This is a genomic window from Streptomyces sp. NPDC096079, assembly GCF_040303145.1.
Lineage (GTDB): Bacteria > Actinomycetota > Actinomycetes > Streptomycetales > Streptomycetaceae > Streptomyces.
Map to the genome: position 1 here is coordinate 1 of NZ_JBEOST010000010.1, position 23,047 is coordinate 23,047.

A 23,047-nucleotide genomic window follows, 5' to 3' on the forward strand; every position below is an offset into this window, starting at 1 on the left:
GGCGCCCGCGCCCGGGACCGCCCTCGGATGGATCGCGTACGCCGGCGGGCTCGCGTCCGCCGGGAGCGCGGTCGCGCTCGCCCTGGACGTCCGGGTACGGCCGTCGGCCGTACGGGGCACTTCCCTGTGCGGGGGCGCGTCAGTGCTCGACGCCCTCCTCCAGCTTCTGGCCCTTCAACAGGAACCAGGCCGCGAAAGCGGTCGCCAGGAGGACGGCCGCACCGACTCCGGCCGCGATCCGCAGGCCGTCGACGAAGGCCTCCTGGGCGGAGGACACCAGGGCGGTCGCCGTCGCGGGGTCGAGGCCCGCGGAGGCCTCGACGGCGCCGCCGAGGGACTCGTGGGCGGCCGAGGCGATGTCCGAGGGGACCCCGGCCGGGGTGACGAAGCCCTGGTAGATTCCGGTCACGATGGAGCCGAGGACGGCGATGCCGAGCGCGGCGCCGAGTTCGTACGCGGTCTCGGAGACCGCGGAGGCCGAACCGGCCTGCTCCTTCGGGACGCTGGAGAGGATCACGTCGGCGGTCACGGTGAAGGCGAAGCCCGCGCCCACGCCGACGACCAGCAGGGCCGCGCCCAGCAGCGGGTACCCGGTGTGCTGGTCGAGCGTCGTCAGGACGGCCAGGGAGAGTCCGACCCCCGCGAGTCCGGCGGACACCACGGACCGTACGGAGAAGCGGCGGGCCGCGACACCGGCGATCAGACCGGCCGTCACCGCGCCGATCGCGGCGGGGAGTTCGGCGAGTCCGGCCTCCAGGGGCTGGCGGCCCTGGACCAGCTGGAAGAACTGGGACAGGAAGAACACCAGGCCGGAGAGGCCGAGGATGGTCAGCAGGTCGGCGAGGACGGCTCCGGAGAAGCCGCGGTGGCGGAAGAGCCGCATGTCGAGCAGCGGCGCCGGCAGGGTCAGCTGCCTGCGGACGAACCAGGTCAGGCCGGCCACACCGACGAGGGCGGCGACGCCGGCGTCGAGCGCGAGGCCGTGCGAGGCCAGCTCCTTGACGGCGTACACGATTCCGATGACGCCGACGAGGGAGAGGCCCACGCTGGGCAGGTCCCAGGGGCCGCGGTTCGGGTTCTTCGACTCGGGGATCAGCTTCACGCCGACGAGGACCAGGACGGCCATGACGGGCAGGTTGATGAGGAAGACCGAGCCCCACCAGAAGTGCTCCAGGAGGAACCCTCCGACGACCGGGCCGACGGCGGCGCCGGCCGAGGCCATGGCGCCCCAGATGCCGATGGCGAGGCTGCGCTCGCGGGGGTCGTGGAAGAGGTTCCGGATGAGCGCCAGGGTCGACGGCATCAGGGTCGCGCCGGCGACGCCGAGCAGGGCGCGGGCGACGATCATCATCTCGGGGCTGGTCGCGTAGGCGTTCAGGACCGAGAGGGCGCCGAAGGCGGTGGCGCCGATCAGCAGCAGCTTCTTGCGGCCGATGCGGTCACCGAGGCTGCCCATGGAGACCAGGAGTCCGGCGATGACGAAGGAGTAGACGTCGCCGATCCAGAGCAGCTGGGTGCCGGAGGGCTTGAGGTCCTCGGAGAGGAAGGGGGTGGCGAGGCCCAGCACCGTGGCGTCGACCGCCACGAGGAGGACGGCCAGGACGAGCACGGAGAGGGCGAGCCACCGGCCGGGGCGGTGCACGCCCTCGGTATGACTCTCCGTCTTGATCGTGTCGGTGATCACTTCTCCACGCTCCTGCGTGCTCCGCCGAGCAACAGCTCGACGATCATGTAGTGGAAGTCCTTGGCGGCGACCCGGCCGTCCTGCACGGCCCAGGCGCCGGAACCGATGAGCCCGTAGAAGGCCTCGGTGAGCCAGGCGGGGGTCAGGTCGATGCGGAAGACGCCCTCTTCCTGGCCGCGCCGGAAGAGCGCGGAGACGCGGGCGTCGAGGCGTTCCCAGCCGTCGTTCTGCTGGTCGCCCTCGAAGAGCTGGTTCTCGGTGACGAGGAACGAGAGCAGCGGGGCGACGTCCTCGACCTCGGCGACGAGCCGTCGCACGGCCTCGTCGGCGGGGCCCTCGCCGGTGCGGGCCCGGTCGTGGGCCGCCTCCAGCTCCTGGATCCCGAGCTCTTCGAGCGCACGCACCAGGGCGTCCCGCCCGGCGAAGTGGCGGTGCAGCGTGGCGCGCCCGATTCCGGCGGCCCGCGCGACCTCGTCCATGGTGGCGGTCGCCTTGCGGGTGAGCAGGGCGGCGGCGGCATGGAGCACCTGGGTGCGGTCGACTGACATGAGACGACTATACACCGAATGAGACATCAATGTCTCATTCAATAGTTTCGAACGGCTGGATCGGGCCCCGGCCGCGGCTGCCCCGGCTACCGTTCATCGACCGCGCGTACCTGGAGCAGAAACACCTCGCCGCCGCCCTGCTCCTGCGCGTCGACCCCCGGATCGGACTGATCCGGCCTGATTTCGACGCGCTCGCGGAGTGGGCGGCGGCGCTGTGACGTGACGGGTGCTACTTCTTGGCCTCAGCCCAGGCGTGCTGGATGACCAGGTCCGCCTTGACCTCGATCAGCTGGGTGGCGACCGCCGAGGGGGCGGTGCCGCCGCGGCCGTTGCGGGAGGCGAGCGCGCCGGGGACGTTGAGGACGGTACGGACCTCGGGGGTGAGGTGCTCGGAGATCTTGGCGAACTGCTCGTCCGTGAGCTCGTCCAGCTCCTTGCCCTCCGACTCCGCGACCTTCACGCACTCGCCGGCCACCTCGTGCGCCACCCGGAACGGCACGCCCTGCTTGACCAGCCATTCGGCGATGTCCGTGGCGAGCGAGAAGCCGGCCGGGGCCAGCTCCTCCATGCGCTCCCGGTGGACCGTGAGCGTCGCCATCATGCCGGTGAAGGCGGGCAGCAGGACCTCCAGCTGGTCGCAGGAGTCGAAGACCGGCTCCTTGTCCTCCTGGAGGTCCCGGTTGTACGCGAGCGGGAGCGCCTTCAGGGTGGCCATCAGACCGGAGAGGTTGCCGATGAGCCGGCCGGACTTGCCGCGCGCCAGCTCGGCGATGTCGGGGTTCTTCTTCTGCGGCATGATCGACGAGCCGGTGGAGAAGGCGTCGTGCAGCGTCACGAAGGAGAACTCCTTCGTGTTCCAGATGATGATCTCCTCGGCGATCCGCGAGAGGTTGACGCCGATCATCGCCGTGATGAAGGCGAACTCCGCGACGAAGTCACGGGAGGCCGTGCCGTCGATCGAGTTGCCCGCCGAGCCCCGCTCGAAGCCGAGGTCCTTGGCGACCGCCTCCGGGTCGAGCCCGAGGGACGAGCCCGCGAGGGCGCCGGAGCCGTACGGGGAGACCGCGGTCCGGGTGTCCCACTGCCGCAGCCGCTCGGCGTCCCGGGAGAGGGACTGGGCGTGGGCGAGGACGTGGTGGGCGAAGAGCACCGGCTGGGCGTGCTGGAGGTGCGTGCGGCCGGGCATCGCGACGTCCGGGTGGGCCTCGGCGAGGCCGACGAGGGCGTCCTGGAGGTCGGCGACGAGGCCGCCGATGATCCGGGCGTGGTCACGCAGGTACATCCGGAAGAGGGTCGCGACCTGGTCGTTCCGGGACCGCCCCGCGCGCAGCTTGCCGCCGAGGTCCGGGCCGAGGCGCTCCAGGAGGCCCCGCTCCAGGGCGGTGTGGACGTCCTCGTCGGCGATGGTTCCGACGAAGGAACCGTCGGCGACGTCCGCCTCCAGCCGGTCGAGACCGCCGAGCATGCGGGTCAGCTCGTCCTCGGTGAGCAGGCCGGCCTTGTGCAGCACGCGCGCGTGGGCACGGGAACCCGCGATGTCGTACGGCGCGAGGCGCCAGTCGAAGTGGACCGAAGCGGAGAGCTTCGCCAGGGCCTCGGCGGGGCCGTCGGCGAACCGTCCGCCCCAGAGCCGGACGTCACCGTTGTTGCTGCTCACAGCTACTGCTCCTCGGAAGGGTGGGGTGTACCGCTGGCATAACTATGCAATCCTCCGTATGTTTTGTCAATGCGCCTCTGGGGTCGTCCCCTTATATCCGGCGACACCCGCCCGGCCCCGGATCTAGGCTCCACGCCATGCCGAGCACCCCCTTCGACGACCTCGCCGAGCGGCTCGCCCAGGCCCTCAAGGGCTCCGACGCGGGCGCGTGGATCGACCTCGACCACCGGATCCGGGGCGCCCTCCGGCACGGCGACGGCGTCGCGCCCGCCGCCAACCGGTTCCCCGCCGCCGCGGACCGCGGCCCCACCGCGTCCGAGCTGGCCGTCGCCCTGTGCGGGCCCGACGGCCGGATCAGGGAGGCGGCGCTGCACCACGTGAGCCGCTCCCCCGCACTGCTCCCCCTGGCCGTCGTCCGGTGTTCCGACTGGGCGGAACCGGTACGGGAACGAGCCCGCGCCGTACTGCGCGCGGAACTGCCGGACCTCGCGCCCGAGACCCTGGACCGCCTCGTGGCGGTGGCCCTGCGCACCGCGGACCGGCTGCGCGGGGCCGCCGCGGCGGAACTGCTGACCGCCGCCCTCAGGGAAGGGCCCGAGGCCAGGACCCTCGCCCTGCTCGACAGCGAGGACAGGGCCGTCCGGCGGCTCGCCCACCGGATCGCCGTCGAGCGCGGCCTCCTCGCCCCCGCCCGGCTCGCGGCGATCGCCGCCACCGGCCCCGACGTGGTCGTCCGTGACCTCTGCGCCGCCGCGGCGATCGCCGCGGCGGGCCGGCCCGCCGACGCGGCCGTCCTCGACCCCTTGCTCGGCTCCCGGCTCGGCCGGGTCCGGTCGGCGGGCGTCACGGCGCTCCGCGGGACGGACCGGGCCGGCGACGCCGAGCCGTTCCTGTACGACCGCTCCCGGCTGGTGCGCGCCTGCGCGCGTTGGGTCCTGCGCCAGGCGGGCACGGACCCCCTGCCTCTCTATCGGGCCGCCTGCGCGGCCGGGGACGCGGTCCCTGCGCACGCCCCGCTCGGCCTCGCCGAGTGCGGCGACCGGGCCACGGACGGCGCGGTGCTCTGGAGGCTCACCGGCCACGAGCGGCCCGGGGTCCGGGCGGGCGCCGTCGCCGGGCTGCGCGCGCTCGACGCCGTGCGGTTCGACGCGGCCGGCTTCGCGCGCCTCCGCCCGCTGCTGGACGACGCCGCGCCACGGGTCGCGCGCGAAGCCGCGAGGACGCTGGCCCCCTGGGCCGACCACCTGCCGGACGGCGCCCTCGTCCGCACCGGGCCGGACCGGGAGCCGGCGGGGCACGAGGAGGCGGCCCTGCGGGGGGACGCGGCCGGGCACGGGGAAGCAGCCGGGCACGAGGAGGCGGCCGGGCGCGGGGAAGCGGCCGTCCCGGGTGTGCGCGCGGGGGCGATCCGGGTGCTCGGCCTCGTGCGCGGGTGGCGCCGCCGTTCGGCGCCCAGGGCGTGAGACGGAGGGTCCCCCGAGGGGCGGGGAGTAGGCAGAATGCCTGGCATGGGCAAAACATATGAACACATCGACGGGCGGCTGCGCGCCTTCATCGAGGAGCAGCCGGTGTTCTTCACCGCCACCGCTCCCCTCAGCGGCGACGGTCACGTCAACCTCTCCCCCAAGGGCCGCCGGGGCACGCTCGTGGTCCTCGACGAACTGACCCTCGCCTACGTCGACTTCGGCGGCAGCAGCGCCGAGACGATCGCCCATCTCCGAGAGCCGGGGAACGGCCGGATCACACTCATGTGGACCGCGTTCTCCGGGCCGCCGACCGTCGTACGGGTGCACGGGACCGGCGAGGCCGTGCTGCGGGACGATCCGCGGTGGCGCGAGCTGTTCGCCCGCTTCCCCGCCGAGGCCGTCGAGGGGCAGGGCAGCGCACGGGCCATCGTCCTCGTCCACGCGCGCAGGGTCAGCGACGCGTGCGGCTTCGCCGTGCCGCTGATGGAGTACCGGGAGGACCGGGCGCTGCACGCCGAGTACTTCAACCGGAAGACGGACGACGAGTTCAACGCGTACTGCGAGCGGAAGGAGCACATCGCGAGCAGCCTCGACGGGCTGCCCGCGCTGCCGCTCCCGCTGCCCGCGCTGCCCGCCGAATAGCCCCGCACGACGGGCGCGGACCGCCGTACGGACCTAGCCTCGCGGCCATGCGAACCCTGCTCGTCCTCGGCGCCGCCCTGCTCTCCCTGGGCACCGCGCCCGCGCCCGTCCCCGTACCGCTGCCCGAGCGGATGGCCGACACCGGCGGGGGTTCCCAGCTGATCACCGCCGAGGCGTCCGCCGCGGACTCCACCACGGGCACGCTGACCTGGTGGGACCGGCGCGGCGGGCGCTGGGTCGTGGCGGGGTCCGCCGCCGCCCGCTTCGGGGCGAACGGGCTCGCCGAGGGCTCCTCGCGGCGCCAGGGCACCGACACCACGCCGACCGGCCTCCACCGCCTGCCGTACGCGTTCGGGGGGCGGTCCCGGCCGGCCGGGACCCGCTTCCCGTACCTCCGGGTCACCGAGCGTTCCTGGTGGTGCCAGGACAACGCCTCGCGCGCGTACAACCGCTGGGTCGAGGGACTCCCCCGGGACTGCCGGGCCACGGAGGCCGAGCACCTCGCCTCGTACGCCACGCAGTACGCGTACGCCCTCGTCATCGGCTTCAACTACGACCGCCCGGTGCGCGGCCGCGGAGCCGGGATCTTCCTGCACGTCAACGGGCGTGGGGCGACCGCCGGTTGCGTGTCCGTGCCCCTCGACGCGATGCGCGCGGTCCTCGCCTGGGCGGACCCCGCCCGCCGACCCCACATCGCCGTCGGAACGCGCGGCGGTCCGACGGCGATCACGCGGTACTGAACCGCCGCCGGCGTCGGCCTCCCACAGCGGCTCTCCGTCGGCCTCCCCCGTCGACCTCCCCCGTCGACCTCCTCCGTCGAGCGCGCGAACTCCCGCTGTCAGACCCGGATGCCACTATGGATCTCCGCTGTGAGGGGGGACGGAAATGGCAGGGGACCGCACCGCGCTGTTGATCGCCGTGGCGAGCACACCGGAGGCCGCGCACCGGTTCGAGGACCTCGGGGAGACGGTCGCGGCCGACCGTCGGGAGCTGGAGGCCGCGCTGCGCGCCTCGGGGTACGACGTGGTGTCCCTGTGGAACGCGACGCGCGCGGACATCGGCACGAAGATCCACGAGGTGTCCCGTGACGTTCCGCCGGACGGCACCCTCCTCATCCACTTCTCCGGTCACGGCGTCCGGATCGGCGACACGGACTACCTGGTCCCCTTCGACGCCCGGGCCCCGCAGGACGACACGTGGCTCGGGCCGTACGTCGACACGCTCCTGCCCGCCGACATCAGCCCCTCCCTGTCCGCCTGCGCGGCCCGGACGGTGCTCTGGTCGATCGACGCCTGCCGCAGCGACCCCGGGACCGCGCAGCCGCTGTTCGGCAGCCGCATCCTCCGGGGCCATCCGACCGGCCGGTTCGTGCTGATGACCTCGTGCGCCGCGGGTCAGCGCGCCGGCTGCACCCGGGAGGGCAGCTTCTTCAGCCTCGCGCTCGCCGAGGCGCTCGGCCCCATGAGCCGGGCCCGGACGGCGGAAGAGGTGTACGAGGCGACGAAGCGGCAGACCCTGCGCCTGGCCCACCGGCACCGCGGGGAGCGCCAGGAGCCACAGGTGCGCTACGGCTCCGAGCTGGAGGCCGAGGCCCGCGCCGGCGTGATCTGCGAGGGCCGGCCGCTCCTGGACACCTGGCGGGAGGCCGCCCGCGACAGCGAGGTGTGGGCCCGGGTCGCCGGCGGCGACCCGGAACGGACCGGGAAGCTCCGGGACCGGCTGGAGGCCCTCGCCGAATCCTGCGCGGCGGTGGCCCACCACGCCTGGGAGCGGATGCCCGACCCGTGGGCCGACGACTCCTATCCCGTACGTCTCCTCCACCGGCTGCCCGGTCTCCTGCCCGCCTCGGCGGAGCTGTCCGAGGTCGAGGCCGCGGCCCTGGTGGCCGCGCCCTTCCTCCACGAGGCCGCCTGGGCGCGCCGGCTCAGCCGGGCCCACGACGTCCGGCCGCACCTGACGCGCCGCCGGGACGACGGCGACGGGGGCCGTCGGCACTACGAGCAGGTCACCGAGCACCATCCCCACATCCGGCGGAAGCTGGCCGCGGCCTGGCTGGACGACCGGCGTCAGGACGCCGACGACATCGCGCTGTGGCTGGTGCACCGCTGGATCGCGGAGCTCTTCGAGACGGACGAGGTACCCGTACCCGACACGGAGGCCCGGCAACTGGCGGCCGCGCTCATGACGGGAACCTCCGGCGGCGACCGGGTGGGCATCCTGGCGCGGGCCCTGTGCACCGTGGCCGCGGGCATCTCCCTCGGCGCGCCCGAGGACGCGGGGACCATGGACAAGCCGGACAGGGTCCTGCTGCCCGGGGGCCACCAGACGCTCCGCACGCGGGAACTCGCGGCGCTGCTGCGGCTGGCCGGAGTCCTCTCCCTGGACGTGCGGACGCTGCCGGACGTGGTGGCCGAGCACCTGGCGGTCTCGGACCCCGTGACCCCGTCGGAGCTCGTCGACGCGGCCCGCGGCGCGGCCTGGGACCGTGACGCCCGCGGGTGGCACCTGGACGTCGCCTGCGCGCACCCGGCGACGCACGCGGCCTTCGCGGGAACCGTCGAGCAGGCGGACGAACTCGCCCGCGCGCTGCGGGAGTCCGCCCAGGCCCTCCCGCCCGGTCGGGCCGCCCTCCTGGAGGGGGTGCCGGAGCGGGTGACGGACCGCTCGCTGCGGCCCGCGGGGAACGGCCGGGGCGCGGCCTACGACGTGCCGCTGCTGCGGTTCAGCCTGGCCCAGACCGAGGTGCGCGACCTCCTCATGGGCGAGCGGCTGTACGACCACGAGCCGGCGCTGGCCCTGCGCGAGCTGTACCAGAACGCCATGGACGCCTGCCGCTACCGGGCCATGCGCTGGCGGTACCTGAGCGGCCGGAACTGCGAACCGACGGCGTGGGAGGGCCGCATCTCCATCGAGGCGGGCGAGGACGAGCGCGGCCCCTACGTGGAATGCCGTGACAACGGCGTGGGCATGGACGTGGAGCAGCTCACGAACACCTTCACCCAGGCCGGCCGCCGCTTCGGCCAGACCCGCTCCTTCCGCCGGGAGCAGGCCGCGTGGCTCCGTCACGACCGCGCGCTGCGCCTCTACCCCAACAGCCGTTTCGGCATCGGCGTCTTCAGCTACTTCATGCTGGCCGACGAGATGTCGATCGTCACCCGTCCGGTCACTCCGGAGGGCAGCCTCGCCCCCCGGGCGCTGCGGGTCGACATCTCCAGCAGCGGCAGTCTGTTCCGCATCCAGGAGACCGCTCCCGCCGAGTCCGCGCTGCCGGAGGGCGGCACGCGCGTGCGCCTGTACCTGCGGAACGCGTCCACGGCGTCCGCCCTCTCCTGCGTGGCGACCCTCCGCGAGCTCGTCCTCGTCAGCGAGTTCGACCTGCGGGTGCGCGACGCGTCGGGGTACGCCCACCACTGGCTTCCGGGACGCCTCCAGCAGGACGCGGAGCCCGGCGGAGCGCTGGAGGCCGTTCCCGGTGTGCTGTGGTGGGTGCCCGACCGGGGCGCGGTGCTCTGCGACGGCATCGTCACCGACCAGAGGCCGTTCGGCTATGTGCTCAACCTGTCCGGAAGGTTCGCCGGGGAGCTGAGCGTCAACCGCAAGAAGCTGAAGTCCTACGACCGGCGCTGGGCCCGCTCCGTGCACCGCGAGGGCGCCGAGGCGCTGGCGGGCTGGCGGGGACTGACCTTCGACTGGCTGTGGTCGCTGGAGACGCACCAGCCGTCGGCCGCGCGCCAGGTCTGGGAGGTCTGGCGAGGCCGGGGGCTCTGGGCCCGAAGGGAGGTCTGGGGGCCCGACGCGTCTCTCGACGAGCTCGGCTGGTTCCTCTGGGACGCGCACGTCCTGAAGCGCGAGCCGGCGCCCTACCGGAACAAGGACCGCTGGGCCTACACCCGCGCGTGGCGGGCGGCGGCCCTCGGCCAGCCCTATCTGTCCCGGGACGAGGCCGCGCCGGCCTCGCTCACCGGTTACCCCGTGCCCGAGCCGGGCTGGGCGTCCGTCGTGTCGACGGTGACGCGGGACTGGCGCACGGCCGTCGGGGCCGCCCGCGCCCGCGGTGTCACGGTCGGGTCGGTCCTGCGCGCCGCCCGGGCGATGCGGGTGGCGCACGCGCGGCTCGCTCCGCCCCCCGTCCTGAGCGACGACGCCCTCGACTGGGTTCCCGAGCGGGAGGACGCGGAGATCACGCAGGGCCTGCTGGGGGAGGACTCCACCCGCTCGTGGGCGACACCGAAGGGGAACACGTACCGGCACGCGCCCGACGACCTCGGCGGCCTCGTGCGGGCCTCGGCCGCCACGCACCGGACGCTCGGCGAACTGACGGACCGCTGCCGCCGCTACGCCCCGTTCCTCACCCGTCCGGTGCCCTCCGTCCCTCCCCACCACGAGGACCATGTGTGCGGCCCCGACGACCTGCGCATGCTGTACGTCGAGGACGGGGGCACCTGGCGCCGCGCGCGGTGGCCCTGGGACGTGGCGCGGGCCGCTCGGCTGCTCGGGACGGACCCGGTCATGCTGCGCGACCGCATGGCCGGCTTCGCCTGGCTGGGGTGGACGGTTCCCTCCGCCGAGGAGGTCGAGCGGTGGTGCGCGGTGCCCCACGACGTCGGCCCGGTCCTGGAGGGCTACGTACGGGAGGACGAGGACGGCGTCCCCGAACTCGCCTGGGCGGCCACGATCGAGCACGCCGAGCGCGCCGGGCTGGGCCTGCGCGCGGCGGAGAAGGAACTGGCCCGCTGGGCCGCGCACCTGGGATGGCGCCACCACCGCCGGTACCGGGGAAAGGCCTGGAAGGGGATCTGGCTGGAAACGGAGCCCTCGCGCGTCCTCGCCTTCGCACACGGCGCCGGGGTCCGTCCGGAGGACGGTCTGACCCTGCGGGACCTGGCGTACCTGCGCCCCGACCGCCTGGACGGGGAGGAGCTCGCCGAGATCGTCGACGAACTGGCGGTGGCCGGCTTCGACGTGCCTCCGGCGCGGGAGCTGCTCCTGGCCTGGGACGGGCTCTCGCTGGCCGACCAGTGCCTGTTCTCGGGACAGGACCCCTCGTTCGTCGGGGCCGACTATCCGGTGCTCCCCACCGCGGACGTCCTGTTCTCGGCGAGCGTCATGCTGAAGGCGTCGCTGGGCAGCACGTGGAAGAGGGCCCGCCGGGAAGCCGAGAAGGTCGGCCTGACGGTTCCCCCGCTCCCCGCCGACCTCGCGAAACTGCGGCCCGAACGGGAGGCGGGCTTCGCTCTTCTCGACAGCGGTGACGTCGACGAGGACGGTGTCTTCGACGGCGAGTGGTTCGAGCCGCCCCGGTGGACCCCGCTGACGGGGGCCCGGCTCGCCCGTTACGCGCGCTCGCTGCGCCTCGGCGCCCGCGACGCCTTCCGTCGCCTCGAACCCCTGCGCGCGCTCGGCGCGCTGGTGCCGGCCCTGACGGACGAGGAGGTGGAGGCCCTCCCCGAGGACGTGCCGACGGCGGCGGACGAGGCCGCGCTCGCCCCGGAGCACCACGTCTCCCCCGAGGGGCGGCCGCTCCACGCACTCGACCTCGTGAGCGTCGCCGCGCGCCTGGGCGAGGACGTCGGCACCGCGTGGCGGCGCGTCGAGCCCTATCTCGCGCTGCGGGCGCCGTCGTGGGAGTCCCCGGCGCCCCGGTTGTCGGACGTGTCCGACGTCGTGCCGGAGTGGCAGGACCTGGTCGTGCTGTCCGCGCGCGGCGATGGCGTGCTGCCCGCCCTGCGCGGCCCCGTCGGCTCGGAACAGATCGCCTTCGCGGCGCGCGCCACGGGCGAGAGCGAGGAGCGGACGGCGCAGCGCCTGCGGCGCTACGCGTCGCTCTTCGCGCTCGAACTGCCGGCTCCGGGGGCCCCGGAAGGAGAGGACGAGGATGGCTGAGACACCTGCCGCGACGGGGATGGCCGAACCCCCCACCGCCCCGCACGACGCCGAACTGCCGTACGCGGAGACCTCTCTCGGGGAGCTGCGGCTCTCCTTCGCGCAGCGGATCGCCGAGGACGGCCGGACCGTCTCGGTCACCGGTGTGTGCCCGCGCTGTTCCGGCCGCACGGTGTCGCGGTACGCGTACGGCATGCCGGGGGTCGGCACCAAGGGCCCGTGGCCGTTCCGCGCCCGGCGGCCGGAGGGCGTCCCCGATGTCGTCGGGGGCGAGGTCCACTTCTGCGAGTGCGGGCACCCCCATCCGTCGATGCCGTCGGACGCCGCCTTCGTCGGCTGCGGGGCCAGCTGGCGGGTGCGGACGGAGCCGACGGGAGAGGCGCCGTCATGACGGACCGTTCGGACCGGCGCTGGGCGGAGCTCGCCCGTGACCTGGAGTTCAGTCAGCTGCCCGAGCTGCGCCGGCAGGCCGAGGGCTGGCGCACGGCGCTGACCGGGCTCACGGCGCTCCTCGGGGTCCTCGCCGTGGTGAAGGGCCAGGACCAGCTGTCGGGCCTCTCGGATGCCACCGCCCGCGGGGTGGCGGCCCTGGTGCTCTCGGCCTTCGTCGTGCTGGTCTGCGGGACGCTCCTCGCCGTCGGGGCGTCGCACGGCCGCCCGGAGCGGGACATCGTGCTCGGAGGCCAGGCCCTGCGGCGCTGGACCTCGCAGGAGATACGGCGCGTCGGACTCAGGCTCCGCTGGGCGGCCGTGTGCTGTCTGTCCGGGATCGCGCTGGTCGTGGCCGCGACGTGTGTGGTCTGGTCGGCGACGCCCGCGCAGCCCGCGCCGTACACGGTCCGCGTCGCCACGGCGTACGAGGAACTGTGCGGTGAGCTGGTCGGCGCGGATCCTCACGGGATCGCCGTCCGGACCGGGCGGGGTTCGGCGAGGGCGTTGCGCGTGGTGCCGCACACGGCGCTGGTGTCCCTGATACCGGTCGGCGGCTGCTGACCGGTATCAGGGTCCGTGCGGGAAGGGGCCCAGCGGTCCTTCCGGGACGGCCGGGTCTACTTCTGGGTCTACTTCTGGGCCAGCTTCAGCAGGTGGTCGGCGAGTGCCTGGCCGCCTGCCGGGTCGCGGCTGATGAGCAGCAGGGTGTCGTCACCCGCGATGGTGCCGAGGATGGCGTGGAGTTCGGCCTGGTCGATGGCCGACGCGAGGAACTGTGCGGCGCCCGGCGGGGTCCGCAGCACCACCAGGTTGGCGGAGGCCTCGGCGGAGATCAGCAGTTCGCCGGAGAGGCGGCGCATGCGCTCCTCCTTGGCGGACTCGCCCAGCGGCGCCTGCGGGGTGCGGAAACCGCCCTCGCTGGGCACCGCGTAGATGAGTTCGCCACCGGTGTTGCGGATCTTCACCGCGCCGAGTTCGTCGAGGTCGCGGCTGAGCGTCGCCTGGGTGACGCTCAGCCCGTCGTCCGCGAGGAGCTTGGCGAGCTGGCTCTGCGAGCGCACCGGCTGCCGGTTGAGGATGTCGACGATCCTGCGGTGGCGTGCGGTGCGGGTCTGCGGGACGGACGGCCCTCCCCCAGGCTCCGCCTGGGGGGACCCCCAGTGCTCGTTCTCCTGCGCGTCGGTCATCGTCGTCTCATTCTCCGGTTCGTCCTTGCCCGTTCGCCTCGTCCAGGACGCCCGGCAGCGCCTGGAGGAAGGCGTCCGCCTCGGCGTCGGTGAGGACCAGCGGAGGCATGATCCGTACGACGTCGGGGGCGGGCGCGTTCACCAGGAGGCCGGCGTCCTGGGCCGCCTGCTGCACCTGGGGTGCGAGGGGCCCGGTGAGCACGATACCCAGCAGGAGGCCCGCACCACGGACGTGGGAGACCAGCGGGTGGCCCAGACCCTCGATGCCCTGGCGCAACCGCTCCCCGACCGCCTTCACGTGGTCGAGGGCCGCGTCGGCGGCGAGGGTGTCCAGGACGGCGAGTCCGGCGGCGCAGGCGACCGGGTTCCCGCCGAAGGTGGTGCCGTGGTGGCCGGGCGCGAACAGCTCGGCGGCCTCGCCGAACGCGACGGTCGCGCCCAGCGGGAGCCCGCCGCCCAGTCCCTTGGCGAGGGTCACGACGTCCGGCTCGACGCCCTCGTGGGCCTGGTGCTCGAACCAGTGGCCGCAGCGGCCGATGCCGGTCTGCACCTCGTCGAGGACGAGCAGGGTGCCGGTGGCGCGGGTGATCTCCCGGGCGGCCCGGAGGTAGCCGGCGGGCGGGACGACGACACCGTTCTCGCCCTGGATGGGCTCGATGATGACGAAGGCGGTGTCCTCGGTGACCGCGGCCCGCAGCGCCTCCACGTCCCCGTACGGCACGTGGGTGACGTCGCCGGGGAGCGGCAGGAAGGGGGTCTGCTTGCCGGGCTGGCCGGTGAGCGCGAGGGAGCCCATGGTCCGGCCGTGGAAGCCGCCGTCGGTGGCGACCATGTGGGAGCGGCCGGTGAGCCGGCCGATCTTGAACGCGGCCTCGTTGGCCTCGGCGCCCGAGTTGCAGAAGAAGACCTTGCCGGGGCGGCCGAAGTGGCTGAGGAGCCGCTCGGCGAGCGCGACGGGCGGCTCGGCGACGAAGAGGTTGGAGACGTGGCCGAGGGAGGCGATCTGCCGTGACACGGCCTCGACGACCGCCGGGTGCCCGTGGCCGAGGGCGTTGACGGCGATGCCGCCGACGAAGTCCAGGTACTCGGTGCCGTCGGCGTCCCAGACCTTGGCGCCCTCACCGCGGACGAGCGGCAGCCGGGGGGTGCCGTAGTTGTTCATCAGCGACCCCTGCCACCGCTGGGTCAGCTCCGTGTTGCCGCTCATTTCGCCCCCTGCTCGTCCGGCACGACCATCGTGCCGATTCCCTCGTCCGTGAAGATCTCCAGCAGGATCGAGTGCTGGACCCGGCCGTCGATGACGCGGGCCGTGGTGACCCCGTTCCGTACGGCGTGCAGGCAGCCCTCCATCTTGGGGACCATGCCGCTGGAGAGGTCGGGCAGCAGCTTCTCCAGCTGGCTCGCGGTGAGCCTGCTGATGACCTCGTCGCTGTTCGGCCAGTCCTCGTAGAGGCCCTCGACGTCGGTCAGGACCATCAGGGTCTCGGCACCCAGCGCCGCAGCGAGTGCCGCAGCCGCCGTATCAGCATTGACGTTGTAGACATGTCCGTCGTCCTGGGAGCGGGCGATCGAGGAGATGACCGGGATCCGGCCGTCCTCCAGGAGCGCCTTGATGGCGCCCGTGTCGATGGCGGTGATCTCACCGACGCGGCCGATGTCGATCGTCTCGCCGTCTATCACCGGCTGGTGCTTGGTGGCGGTCATGGTGTGGGCGTCCTCGCCGGTGAGACCGACGGCGAGCGGGCCGTGCTGGTTGAGCAGGCCGACGAGCTCGCGCTGGACCTGGCCGGCGAGCACCATGCGGACGACGTCCATCGCCTCGGGGGTGGTGACCCGCAGACCCGCCTTGAACTCGCTGACCAGGCCCGCCTGGTCGAGGGCGGCGTTGATCTGGGGGCCGCCGCCGTGCACCACGACCGGCTTGAGGCCGGCGTGGTGCAGGAAGACGATGTCCTGGGCGAAGGCGGACTTGAGGTCCTCGTCGATCATGGCGTTGCCGCCGAACTTGACGACGACGGTCTTGCCGTGGTGGCGGGTGAGCCAGGGCAGGGCTTCGATGAGGGTCTGCGCCTTCGGGAGGGCGGTGTGTTTCCGCGCGGTGTTGCTCATGACGAGTACGCGCTGTTCTCGTGGACGTAGTCGGCGGTGAGGTCGTTCGCCCAGATGACGGCGGACTCCTCGCCGGCGGCGAGGTCGGCGGTGACGGTGACCTCGCGGTAGCGCATGTCGACCAGGTCGCGGTCCTCGCCGACGCAGCCGTTCTTGCAGACCCAGACGCCGTTGATGGCGACGTTGAGCCGGTCGGGCTCGAAGGCCGCCCGGGTGGTGCCGATGGCGGAGAGCACCCGGCCCCAGTTGGGGTCCTCGCCGTGGATGGCGCACTTGAGGAGGTTGTTGCGGGCGATGGAGCGGCCCACCTCGACGGCGTCGTCCTCGGTCGCGGCGTTGATCACCTCGATGCGGATGTCCTTGCTGGCGCCCTCGGCGTCGCCGATGAGCTGGCGGGCGAGGTCGTCGCAGACGGTCCGGACGGCCTCGGCGAACTCATCCTGGCCGGGCGTGACGCCGGCGGCGCCGGAGGCGAGGAGCAGGACGGTGTCGTTGGTGGACATGCAGCCGTCGGAGTCGACCCGGTCGAAGGTGAGCCGGGTGGCGGTCCGCAGGGCGGAGTCGAGGCCCTTGGCGTCGACGTCGGCGTCGGTGGTGAGGACGACGAGCATGGTGGCGAGGCCCGGGGCGAGCATGCCCGCGCCCTTGGCCATGCCGCCGACCGTCCAGCCGTCCTTCGTCACGACGGAGGTCTTGTGGACGGTGTCGGTGGTCTTGATGGCGATGGCGGCCTTCTCGCCGCCGTGCGCGGAGAGCTCGCCGGCGGCCGTCTCGACGCCGGGGAGCAGCTTGTCCATGGGGAGCAGGACGCCGATGAGGCCGGTGGAGGCGACGGCGACCTCGCCGGCGCCGATCCCCAGCACCTCCGCGACCTTCTCGGCGGTGGCGTGGGTGTCCTGGAAGCCCTGCGGACCGGTGCAGGCGTTGGCGCCGCCGGAGTTGAGGACGACGGCCGTCAGCTCGCCGTCGGCGAGGACCTGCTGGGACCAGAGGACGGGCGCGGCCTTGACGCGGTTGGAGGTGAAGACTCCCGCGGCGGCGCGGCGGGGCCCGGTGTTGACCACGAGGGCCAGGTCCGGGTTGCCGTTCTGCTTGATCCCGGCGGCGATGCCCGCCGCCGTGAATCCCTGCGCTGCGGTGACGCTCACGGAGCGACTCCAATCGTGGAAAGTCCAGTGGTCTCGGGGAGTCCGAGTGCGATGTTCATGCTCTGCACCGCGCCGCCTGCCGTGCCCTTGGTGAGGTTGTCGATGGCGCTGATGGCGATGATCCGGTTCGCGTTCGCGTCGTACGCGACCTGCACCTGAACGGCGTTGGAACCGTAGACGGACGACGTGGCCGGCCACTGCCCCTCGGGGAGCAGGTGGACGAAGGGCTCGTCCGCGTAGGCCTTCTCGTACGCCGCCCGCACGGTCTCGGCGGTGACGCCGGGCTTCGCGGTGGCGGTGCAGGTGGCGAGGATGCCGCGGGGCATCGGCGCCAGGGTCGGCGTGAAGGAGACGGTGACGCGCTCCCCCGCGGGGCCGCTGAGGTTCTGGATCATCTCGGGCGTGTGGCGGTGGCCGCCGCCGACGCCGTACGGGGACATGTTGCCCATGACCTCGCTGCCGAGCAGGTGCGGCTTGGCGGCCTTGCCCGCGCCGGAGGTCCCGGAGGCGGCGACGATCACGGCCTCGGGCTCGGCGAGGCCTTCCGCGTACGCCGGGAAGAGGGCGAGCGAGACGGCCGTCGGGTAGCAGCCCGGCACCGCGACGCGCTTGGACCCTTCGAGGGCGGCGCGGGCACCCGGCAGTTCGGGGAGGCCGTAGGGCCAGGTCCCGGCGTGCGCGGAGCCGTAGTACGTCTCCCAGTCGGCCGGGTCCTTGAGACGGAAGTCGGCGCCCATGTCGACGACGAGGACGTCGGGCCCGAGCTGCTCGGCGACGGCCGCGGACTGGCCGTGCGGCAGGGCGAGGAAGACGACGTCGTGTCCCGCGAGCTCTTCGGGCGCGGTGGGCGCGAGGACGCGGTGGGCGAGCGGGAGCAGGTGGGGCTGGAGGGCCCCGAGTCGCTGGCCGGCGTTGGAGTGCCCGGTCAGTGTCCCGATCTCCACGTGGGGGTGGGTGAGGAGGAGACGCAGGAGCTCTCCGCCCGCGTATCCGCTCGCACCCGCCACTGCTACTCGTACCGTCATCGAAACCCTCCTCATGAATGGCATGACTATACGTGCCGCCGAACTTTTATGCAACGAGGGTGATCGACGGGTGCCGGGGGCCACGGGCCCGGCGCCCCCTATTCGGTCGCCCACCGGCGTACGGCCTGACAAGGTGTCCCCCATGAGCGCCGAGCCCACACCCGCGTCCCCGCCCGGGCCGGCACGCCCAGGACCGCTCCGTCACCACGACCGCGGCGTCTGGCTCGCCGCGTTCGCCGGGCGGATGCTCGTCGTCTGCCCGAGGTGCGGCGGCCGGGCACTGGTCACACCCCGGCCCGGACTCCCGGAGTCGCGACACCGGCATCCGCTGTTCGAGCCCCGCCGCCTCACCTGCGGCGGCTGCGGCGCGGTCGCCGAGTGGACCGCCCCGCAGCGGGGCCACGCCCTGGTCGGCGCGGTGCTCGGCGGCACCGAGGACCCCTTCTTCCGCCGTCCGCTCTGGCTCCAGACCCGCTGCGCGGGGCGGATCCTCTGGGCCTACGCCGACGAGCACGTCGACGCGCTCGCCGCGTACGTCCGGGCGCGGCACCGCGTGCGCCACGCCTCCCCCACGATGTCGATGTTCGCCCGCCTGCCCGCTTGGATGAAGTCCGCGAACCGCCGGGAGGAGGTCCTGGCGGGCCTGGCGGCGCTGCGCACCCTCGCCGGCCGGACGACCCCCGCCGACCGCTCGGACGCGGCCCACGAACGGGGCGACCGCCCGCGCCACCACGGCAGCCTGCTGTTCCGGGGCGGTCCGTACTAGGGGGCACACCGGAGGGCACGCGTCCCCTCGCGCGGACGTAAGCTCCTGCGGAACGCACGGGGAACGGTGAACGGGGGAACTCATGGCGGCACATCACGCGGTGGACGGGCTGGCGAGCAATCCGGCGGCTCCGGCCGACGTACTGCTGCGGCTCCTCGCACTGTACGACGGCGACAACTGGATCGCGCGGCGGCTCACCTCGCGTCCTTCCCTGCCCGACAGCGTGGCCGAGGCCCTGCTCCACCACCCCGAACGGCGCGTGCGGCTCCTGCTCGCCGAGAGCGCCACCGCCTCCCCCGAGCTGCGCGCCCGTCTCCTCGACGGCCCGGCCTCCGACGCCATCGCGGTCGCCATCGGCCCGACGCCGTACGGGACCCCGGTACCGCCCCTGCCCGACGAGGCGTACGAGCGGCTGCTGCACCACGAGCGCGACGTGGTCCGGTACGAGGCGGTGAACTCGGCCGGCGTGCCGACGCACGTCCTCGTGCCGCTCGCCGTGCACGAGGACCCGCATTTCCGGCTCGCCGCCTGCCGGCGCGCCTGGGACGCGCTCTCCGACGACGTGCGCGCCGCGCTCCTCGACGACGGGGACCCGGCGGTGCGCACGGCCGCCTCCCTGCAGGTCATGCACGAGGACGAGGAGCGCACGGCCGAACTCGTCGGGACGTTCGCGGACGACTGGCGCCTCGGCGACGTGCTGGAGCGGGGCCGGCTCGGACGCGCCCTCGCCGAAAGGCTCCTCGCCGAGGGCGCGTGGCTCGACCGGCTCGCACGCAACCCCACGCTCCCCCCGGACCTCGCGGCCGGTCTCGCCGGGCACGAGGACCCCGCCGTGCGGCTCGCGGTCTCCGCCCGCCCCGAACTGTCGGAGGAGGAAAGGGCCTCGATCGACTGGAAGGTCGACAGCGAGGACCGGCTCGACACCCTGAGGTGGGTGTGGGACGCGCGCGAGGACCCGGAGGTCCTCCGCCGCTGCGCCGGCTCCGCGCACACCTGGCTGCGGCGCAGCGCCGCGGTGTGCCCGGGGCTGCCCGAGGACTGCGTGGAGCGGCTGGCCGGGGACGCGGACTTCGCCGTACGGCTGCTGCTCGCCGAGCGTCACCCGCTGGCGCCGCCGGAGCTGCTGCTCGCTCTGTACCTGGACGGCGCCCACCGGGCCGCCGGCTCCCTGACGTCCCGGCCGGGGTTCCCCGCGGCGGGGCTCGCGGCGCGGTTCGCGGACGCGCCGGACCCGAGGGCCCGCGCGCTGGCCCTGCGCGATCCCGCTGCGACGCCGGAGCTCGTCGAGCGGCTGAGCAGGGACCGGGCGGAGTGGGTGCGGTACGCGGCCGCCTGCGACGCGCGGCTTCCGGTGGCCAGGATCGTGGAGCTGCTGGAGGATCCGAGTGTGGGGTCGTCGGCGGCCTGCAACCGGGCGCTGCCGGTCTCGGAGATGCGGGCGCTGCTCGACCGGGCGGGCGTCCCCGACCTCAAGGACGGGCCGGCCGAGTGAGCGGGCACCGGGGCCGGGAGCGGGCGGGAGCCTCGCCACCCGGCCTCACGGCCCGGGGCACGCGGGGGCCTCGTCACCGGTCTCGCGGCCCGGGGCACGCGGGAGCCTCGTCACCGGTCTGATGGCTCAGGGCACGCGCGGAGCCTCGTCACCGAGGTCTCGTGGGCGAGCATCCGAACCCCCCTTTGCATGACCATGCGAGTTGATGCATACTCTTCCTATGTCCAAGGTCCTCACCTCCCTGCCCGCCGGCGAGCGCGTCGGCATCGCCTTCTCCGGCGGCCTCGACACGTCCGTCGCCGTCGCATGGATGCGCGACAAGGGCGCCATCCCCTGCACCTACACCGCCGACATCGGCCAGTACGACGAGCCCGACATCGCGTCGGTGCCCGGCCGCGCGAAGAACTACGGTGCCGAGATCGCGCGCCTGGTCGACTGCCGCGCCGCGCTCGTCGAGGAAGGCCTTGCCGCACTCACCTGCGGCGCGTTCCACATCCGCTCGGGCGGCCGTGCCTACTTCAACACCACCCCGCTCGGCCGCGCCGTCACCGGCACCCTGCTGGTCCGCGCGATGCTCGAGGACAACGTCCAGATCTGGGGCGACGGCTCGACCTTCAAGGGCAACGACATCGAGCGGTTCTACCGCTACGGCCTGCTGGCCAACCCGCACCTGCGGATCTACAAGCCCTGGCTCGACGCGGACTTCGTGACCGAGCTCGGCGGCCGCAAGGAGATGTCGGAGTGGCTGCTCGCCCATGACCTGCCCTACCGGGACAGCACGGAGAAGGCGTACTCCACCGACGCCAACATCTGGGGCGCCACTCACGAGGCCAAGACCCTGGAGCACCTGGACACCGGTGTCGAGACGGTCGACCCGATCATGGGCGTGAAGTTCTGGGACCCGTCGGTCGAGATCGCCACCGAGGACGTCACGATCGGCTTCGAGCAGGGCCGCCCGGTGACGATCAACGGCAAGGAGTTCCACTCGGCCGTCGACCTGGTCATGGAGGCGAACGCCATCGGCGGCCGCCACGGCATGGGCATGTCCGACCAGATCGAGAACCGGATCATCGAGGCCAAGAGCCGCGGCATCTACGAGGCCCCCGGCATGGCGCTGCTGCACGCCGCGTACGAGCGCCTGGTCAACGCGATCCACAACGAGGACACCCTCGCCCAGTACCACAACGAGGGCCGGCGTCTCGGCCGCCTCATGTACGAGGGCCGCTGGCTGGACCCGCAGGCCCTCATGGTCCGCGAGTCGCTCCAGCGCTGGGTCGGCGCCGCCGTCACCGGCGAGGTCACGCTGCGGCTGCGGCGCGGCGAGGACTACTCGATCCTCGACACCACGGGCCCGGCGTTCAGCTACCACCCGGACAAGCTGTCCATGGAGCGCACCGAGGACTCGGCCTTCGGCCCGGTGGACCGGATCGGCCAGCTCACCATGCGCAACCTCGACATCGCCGACTCGCGCGCCAAGCTGGAGCAGTACGCCGGCCTCGGCCTGATCGGCACCGGCAGCCCCGCCATCGGTGCCGCCCAGGCGGCCGCGACCGGTCTGATCGGCACCATGCCGCAGATGCCCGAGGGCGGCGCCGAGGCCATCGCCTCCCGCGGCGAGGTCTCCGAGGACGAGGAGATGCTGGACCGTGCCGCGATGGAGTTCGGCACGGACTGACGCCCGACCTCACGACCGGTGAAAGGCCGGTCCGACACCTCGTGTCGGACCGGCCTTTCCGCTGCTCACGACCGTTCCGGGGTGGGCTTGTCACATCGTCGCGGGTCCTCGCGTCAACGCGGTGAAGGTACCGACGAGAGTGGGACGCCATGCACGACGACACGTTTCTGACGGCCCTGACCGGGCGGTTCGACGCCCACGAGGAGGAGTTGCGGGCCGTCGCCCTGCGGATCACGGGCTCGCCCGTGGAGGCGGAGGCGGCGCTCGCGGCGGCCCGGGCGGAGCTCGGGCGGGACGACGGCGCGACGGTACGCGCCTGGTTGACGGCCGCGGTGGGCCGGGCCTGTGTCCGGGGACTCCAGGAGCGGGGGTCCAGGGGCCACGGGCTCCAGGAGCCGGGGTTCACGGGCCACGGGCTCCAGGAGCGGGGGTCCCCCGGCCCCGGAGACGCGGAGCGCGGGGCGGCCGCGGTCGTGGGCGGCGCCGAGGCCGGGGGCTTCGGGCCCGGGTTCTGCGAGGTCGAGCCGCTGTGGCTGGCGTTGCTCGTGATGCTGGAGCGGCTCGGGGGTGAGGAGCGGCTCGCCTATGTGCTGCACGACGTGTTCGGGCTGCCGCCCCACGAGACCGCACGGATCGTCGGCGGCTCGCCCGAGGCCGTGGCGCGGCTGGCCCGGGACGCCCGGGAGCGGATCCGGGGCGGCGGGTCGACCCGTACCGAGGGCGAGCGGGGACGGCAGCGCGCGGTGGTGGACCGGTTCGTGGCGGCGGCACGCGCGCGTGACACCCGCGCCCTGGCGGCCGTCCTGGATCCGGACGTCGTCGCCTACTCCGACGGCGGCCCGGTGCACGGCGTCGCCGCGGTCGCCGAGGCGGCCGCGGGCTTCGCGCGGCGCGTGGAGGTGTCCCGGCCCGCGCTGGTCGACGGGGCCGTCGGCGCGGTCGGGTTCGCCGCCGGCCGGCCGGTCTCGGCGTTCGCGGCCACCCTCCGCCGGGACCGGATCGTCACGCTCTCCCTCACCTCCGGCGAGGACCGGGTGCGCGCCCTCGACCTGGCCTTCCCCGACTCCTGAGGGGCCGTGCGGCGTCATTCCACGTCGCCCCCGGCGACCGGATCGGCCTGGTCGGCCGCAGCGGCGCCGGCAAGACCACCCTCCTCGACACCCTGGCCGGGCTGCGCGCCCCGGCCGCCGGCACCGTCACGCGTACCGGCTCCGTCGGCCATCTCGCCCAGGACGCGCGGGCCGCCGACCCCGACGTGACCGTCACCGACCGGACCCTGTCCGCGCGCGGGCTCGACCGGGCGGTCCGGCGGCTCGCGGAGGCCGCCCGGCGG

Annotated in this window: 19 protein-coding genes and 1 pseudogene; 12 read left to right on the plus strand and 8 right to left on the minus strand. The window is 73.9% G+C overall.

From position 1 onward, the window contains the following. Positions 1–139 precede the first annotated feature (139 nt). Both ABTY59_RS20840 and ABTY59_RS20845 read right to left on the minus strand, forming a co-directional pair. Entirely contained in the window at positions 140–1,681 is a 1,542-nt protein-coding gene (locus tag ABTY59_RS20840; protein WP_352020725.1) for an MFS transporter, read from the minus strand. Continuing rightward, complete coding sequence (locus ABTY59_RS20845; RefSeq protein ID WP_352020489.1) at positions 1,681–2,232, minus strand: TetR/AcrR family transcriptional regulator; 552 nt, start codon at positions 2,230–2,232, stop codon at positions 1,681–1,683. Before ABTY59_RS20845 ends, ABTY59_RS20840 begins: the two co-directional genes overlap by 1 nt. A 29-nt stretch (positions 2,233–2,261) precedes the next feature. Between ABTY59_RS20845 and ABTY59_RS20850 the strand changes: the two genes are divergently transcribed. Continuing rightward, a complete protein-coding gene (locus ABTY59_RS20850; protein ID WP_352020739.1) occupies positions 2,262–2,450 on the plus strand; it encodes a hypothetical protein in 189 nt (62 codons plus the stop codon). 11 nt (positions 2,451–2,461) lie between these two features. Here the strand turns inward: ABTY59_RS20850 and argH are convergent, their stop codons facing one another. Then, entirely contained in the window at positions 2,462–3,889 is a 1,428-nt protein-coding gene (gene argH, locus ABTY59_RS20855; RefSeq protein WP_352020490.1) for an argininosuccinate lyase, read from the minus strand. 137 nt (positions 3,890–4,026) lie between these two features. Between argH and ABTY59_RS20860 the strand changes: the two genes are divergently transcribed. From ABTY59_RS20860 to ABTY59_RS20885, 6 genes are all read left to right on the plus strand, one after another. Next, complete coding sequence (locus ABTY59_RS20860) at positions 4,027–5,352, plus strand: hypothetical protein (protein ID WP_352020491.1); 1,326 nt, start codon at positions 4,027–4,029, stop codon at positions 5,350–5,352. A 45-nt stretch (positions 5,353–5,397) separates the two neighbouring features. Next, the gene (locus ABTY59_RS20865) at positions 5,398–5,997 is read left to right on the plus strand and encodes a pyridoxamine 5'-phosphate oxidase family protein (RefSeq protein ID WP_352020492.1); all 600 of its coding nucleotides are present in this window, start codon (positions 5,398–5,400) and stop codon (positions 5,995–5,997) included. Positions 5,998–6,044: 47 nt separating this feature from the next. Then, positions 6,045–6,737, plus strand: a complete 693-nt coding sequence (locus tag ABTY59_RS20870; protein ID WP_352020493.1) for a L,D-transpeptidase family protein — start codon at positions 6,045–6,047, stop codon at positions 6,735–6,737. A gap of 145 nt (positions 6,738–6,882) precedes the next feature. Further along, a complete protein-coding gene (locus tag ABTY59_RS20875) occupies positions 6,883–11,880 on the plus strand; it encodes an HD domain-containing protein (RefSeq protein ID WP_352020494.1) in 4,998 nt (1,665 codons plus the stop codon). Further along, the gene (locus tag ABTY59_RS20880) at positions 11,873–12,271 is read left to right on the plus strand and encodes a hypothetical protein (protein WP_352020495.1); all 399 of its coding nucleotides are present in this window, start codon (positions 11,873–11,875) and stop codon (positions 12,269–12,271) included. The genes ABTY59_RS20875 and ABTY59_RS20880 overlap by 8 nt, the downstream gene beginning before the upstream one ends. Continuing rightward, positions 12,268–12,873 carry a hypothetical protein gene (locus tag ABTY59_RS20885; protein WP_352020496.1) on the plus strand — a complete coding sequence of 202 codons (606 nt, stop codon included), beginning with the start codon at positions 12,268–12,270 and terminating at the stop codon, positions 12,871–12,873. The genes ABTY59_RS20880 and ABTY59_RS20885 overlap by 4 nt, the downstream gene beginning before the upstream one ends. A 68-nt stretch (positions 12,874–12,941) precedes the next feature. On the opposite strand, the gene ABTY59_RS20890 is transcribed toward ABTY59_RS20885, so the two are convergent. The 5 genes from ABTY59_RS20890 to argC are packed head-to-tail and all read right to left on the minus strand — an operon-like array spanning position 12,942 to position 17,781. After that, positions 12,942–13,499 carry an arginine repressor gene (locus ABTY59_RS20890; protein ID WP_352020497.1) on the minus strand — a complete coding sequence of 186 codons (558 nt, stop codon included), beginning with the start codon at positions 13,497–13,499 and terminating at the stop codon, positions 12,942–12,944. A 7-nt stretch (positions 13,500–13,506) separates the two neighbouring features. Then, positions 13,507–14,706: an acetylornithine transaminase gene (locus ABTY59_RS20895; protein WP_352020498.1), complete on the minus strand. Its 1,200-nt coding sequence runs from the start codon at positions 14,704–14,706 to the stop codon at positions 13,507–13,509. Beyond that, the gene (gene argB, locus ABTY59_RS20900) at positions 14,703–15,608 is read right to left on the minus strand and encodes an acetylglutamate kinase (RefSeq protein ID WP_352020499.1); all 906 of its coding nucleotides are present in this window, start codon (positions 15,606–15,608) and stop codon (positions 14,703–14,705) included. The genes ABTY59_RS20895 and argB overlap by 4 nt, the downstream gene beginning before the upstream one ends. Next, positions 15,605–16,756 carry a bifunctional glutamate N-acetyltransferase/amino-acid acetyltransferase ArgJ gene (gene argJ, locus ABTY59_RS20905; protein WP_352020500.1) on the minus strand — a complete coding sequence of 384 codons (1,152 nt, stop codon included), beginning with the start codon at positions 16,754–16,756 and terminating at the stop codon, positions 15,605–15,607. Before argJ ends, argB begins: the two co-directional genes overlap by 4 nt. Further along, positions 16,753–17,781: an N-acetyl-gamma-glutamyl-phosphate reductase gene (gene argC, locus ABTY59_RS20910; RefSeq protein WP_352020501.1), complete on the minus strand. Its 1,029-nt coding sequence runs from the start codon at positions 17,779–17,781 to the stop codon at positions 16,753–16,755. The genes argJ and argC overlap by 4 nt, the downstream gene beginning before the upstream one ends. A 142-nt stretch (positions 17,782–17,923) precedes the next feature. On the opposite strand from argC, the gene ABTY59_RS20915 reads away from it, so the two are divergent. The 5 genes and pseudogenes from ABTY59_RS20915 to ABTY59_RS20935 all read left to right on the plus strand — a co-directional run. Continuing rightward, a complete protein-coding gene (locus ABTY59_RS20915; RefSeq protein WP_352020502.1) occupies positions 17,924–18,547 on the plus strand; it encodes a hypothetical protein in 624 nt (207 codons plus the stop codon). 82 nt (positions 18,548–18,629) lie between these two features. Continuing rightward, on the plus strand, positions 18,630–20,039 hold the full coding sequence (locus ABTY59_RS20920) for a type 2 periplasmic-binding domain-containing protein (RefSeq protein WP_352020503.1): 1,410 nt from the start codon (positions 18,630–18,632) through the stop codon (positions 20,037–20,039). Between the two features lie 220 nt (positions 20,040–20,259). Further along, positions 20,260–21,714, plus strand: a complete 1,455-nt coding sequence (gene argG, locus ABTY59_RS20925; RefSeq protein WP_352020504.1) for an argininosuccinate synthase — start codon at positions 20,260–20,262, stop codon at positions 21,712–21,714. 149 nt (positions 21,715–21,863) lie between these two features. Next, positions 21,864–22,784: a sigma factor-like helix-turn-helix DNA-binding protein gene (locus ABTY59_RS20930; protein ID WP_352020505.1), complete on the plus strand. Its 921-nt coding sequence runs from the start codon at positions 21,864–21,866 to the stop codon at positions 22,782–22,784. Further along, a pseudogene (locus ABTY59_RS20935) lies at positions 22,781–23,018 on the plus strand (ATP-binding cassette domain-containing protein); the annotation flags it as partial. The gene ABTY59_RS20930 and the pseudogene ABTY59_RS20935, both read left to right, overlap by 4 nt. Positions 23,019–23,047: the final 29 nt, after the last annotated feature.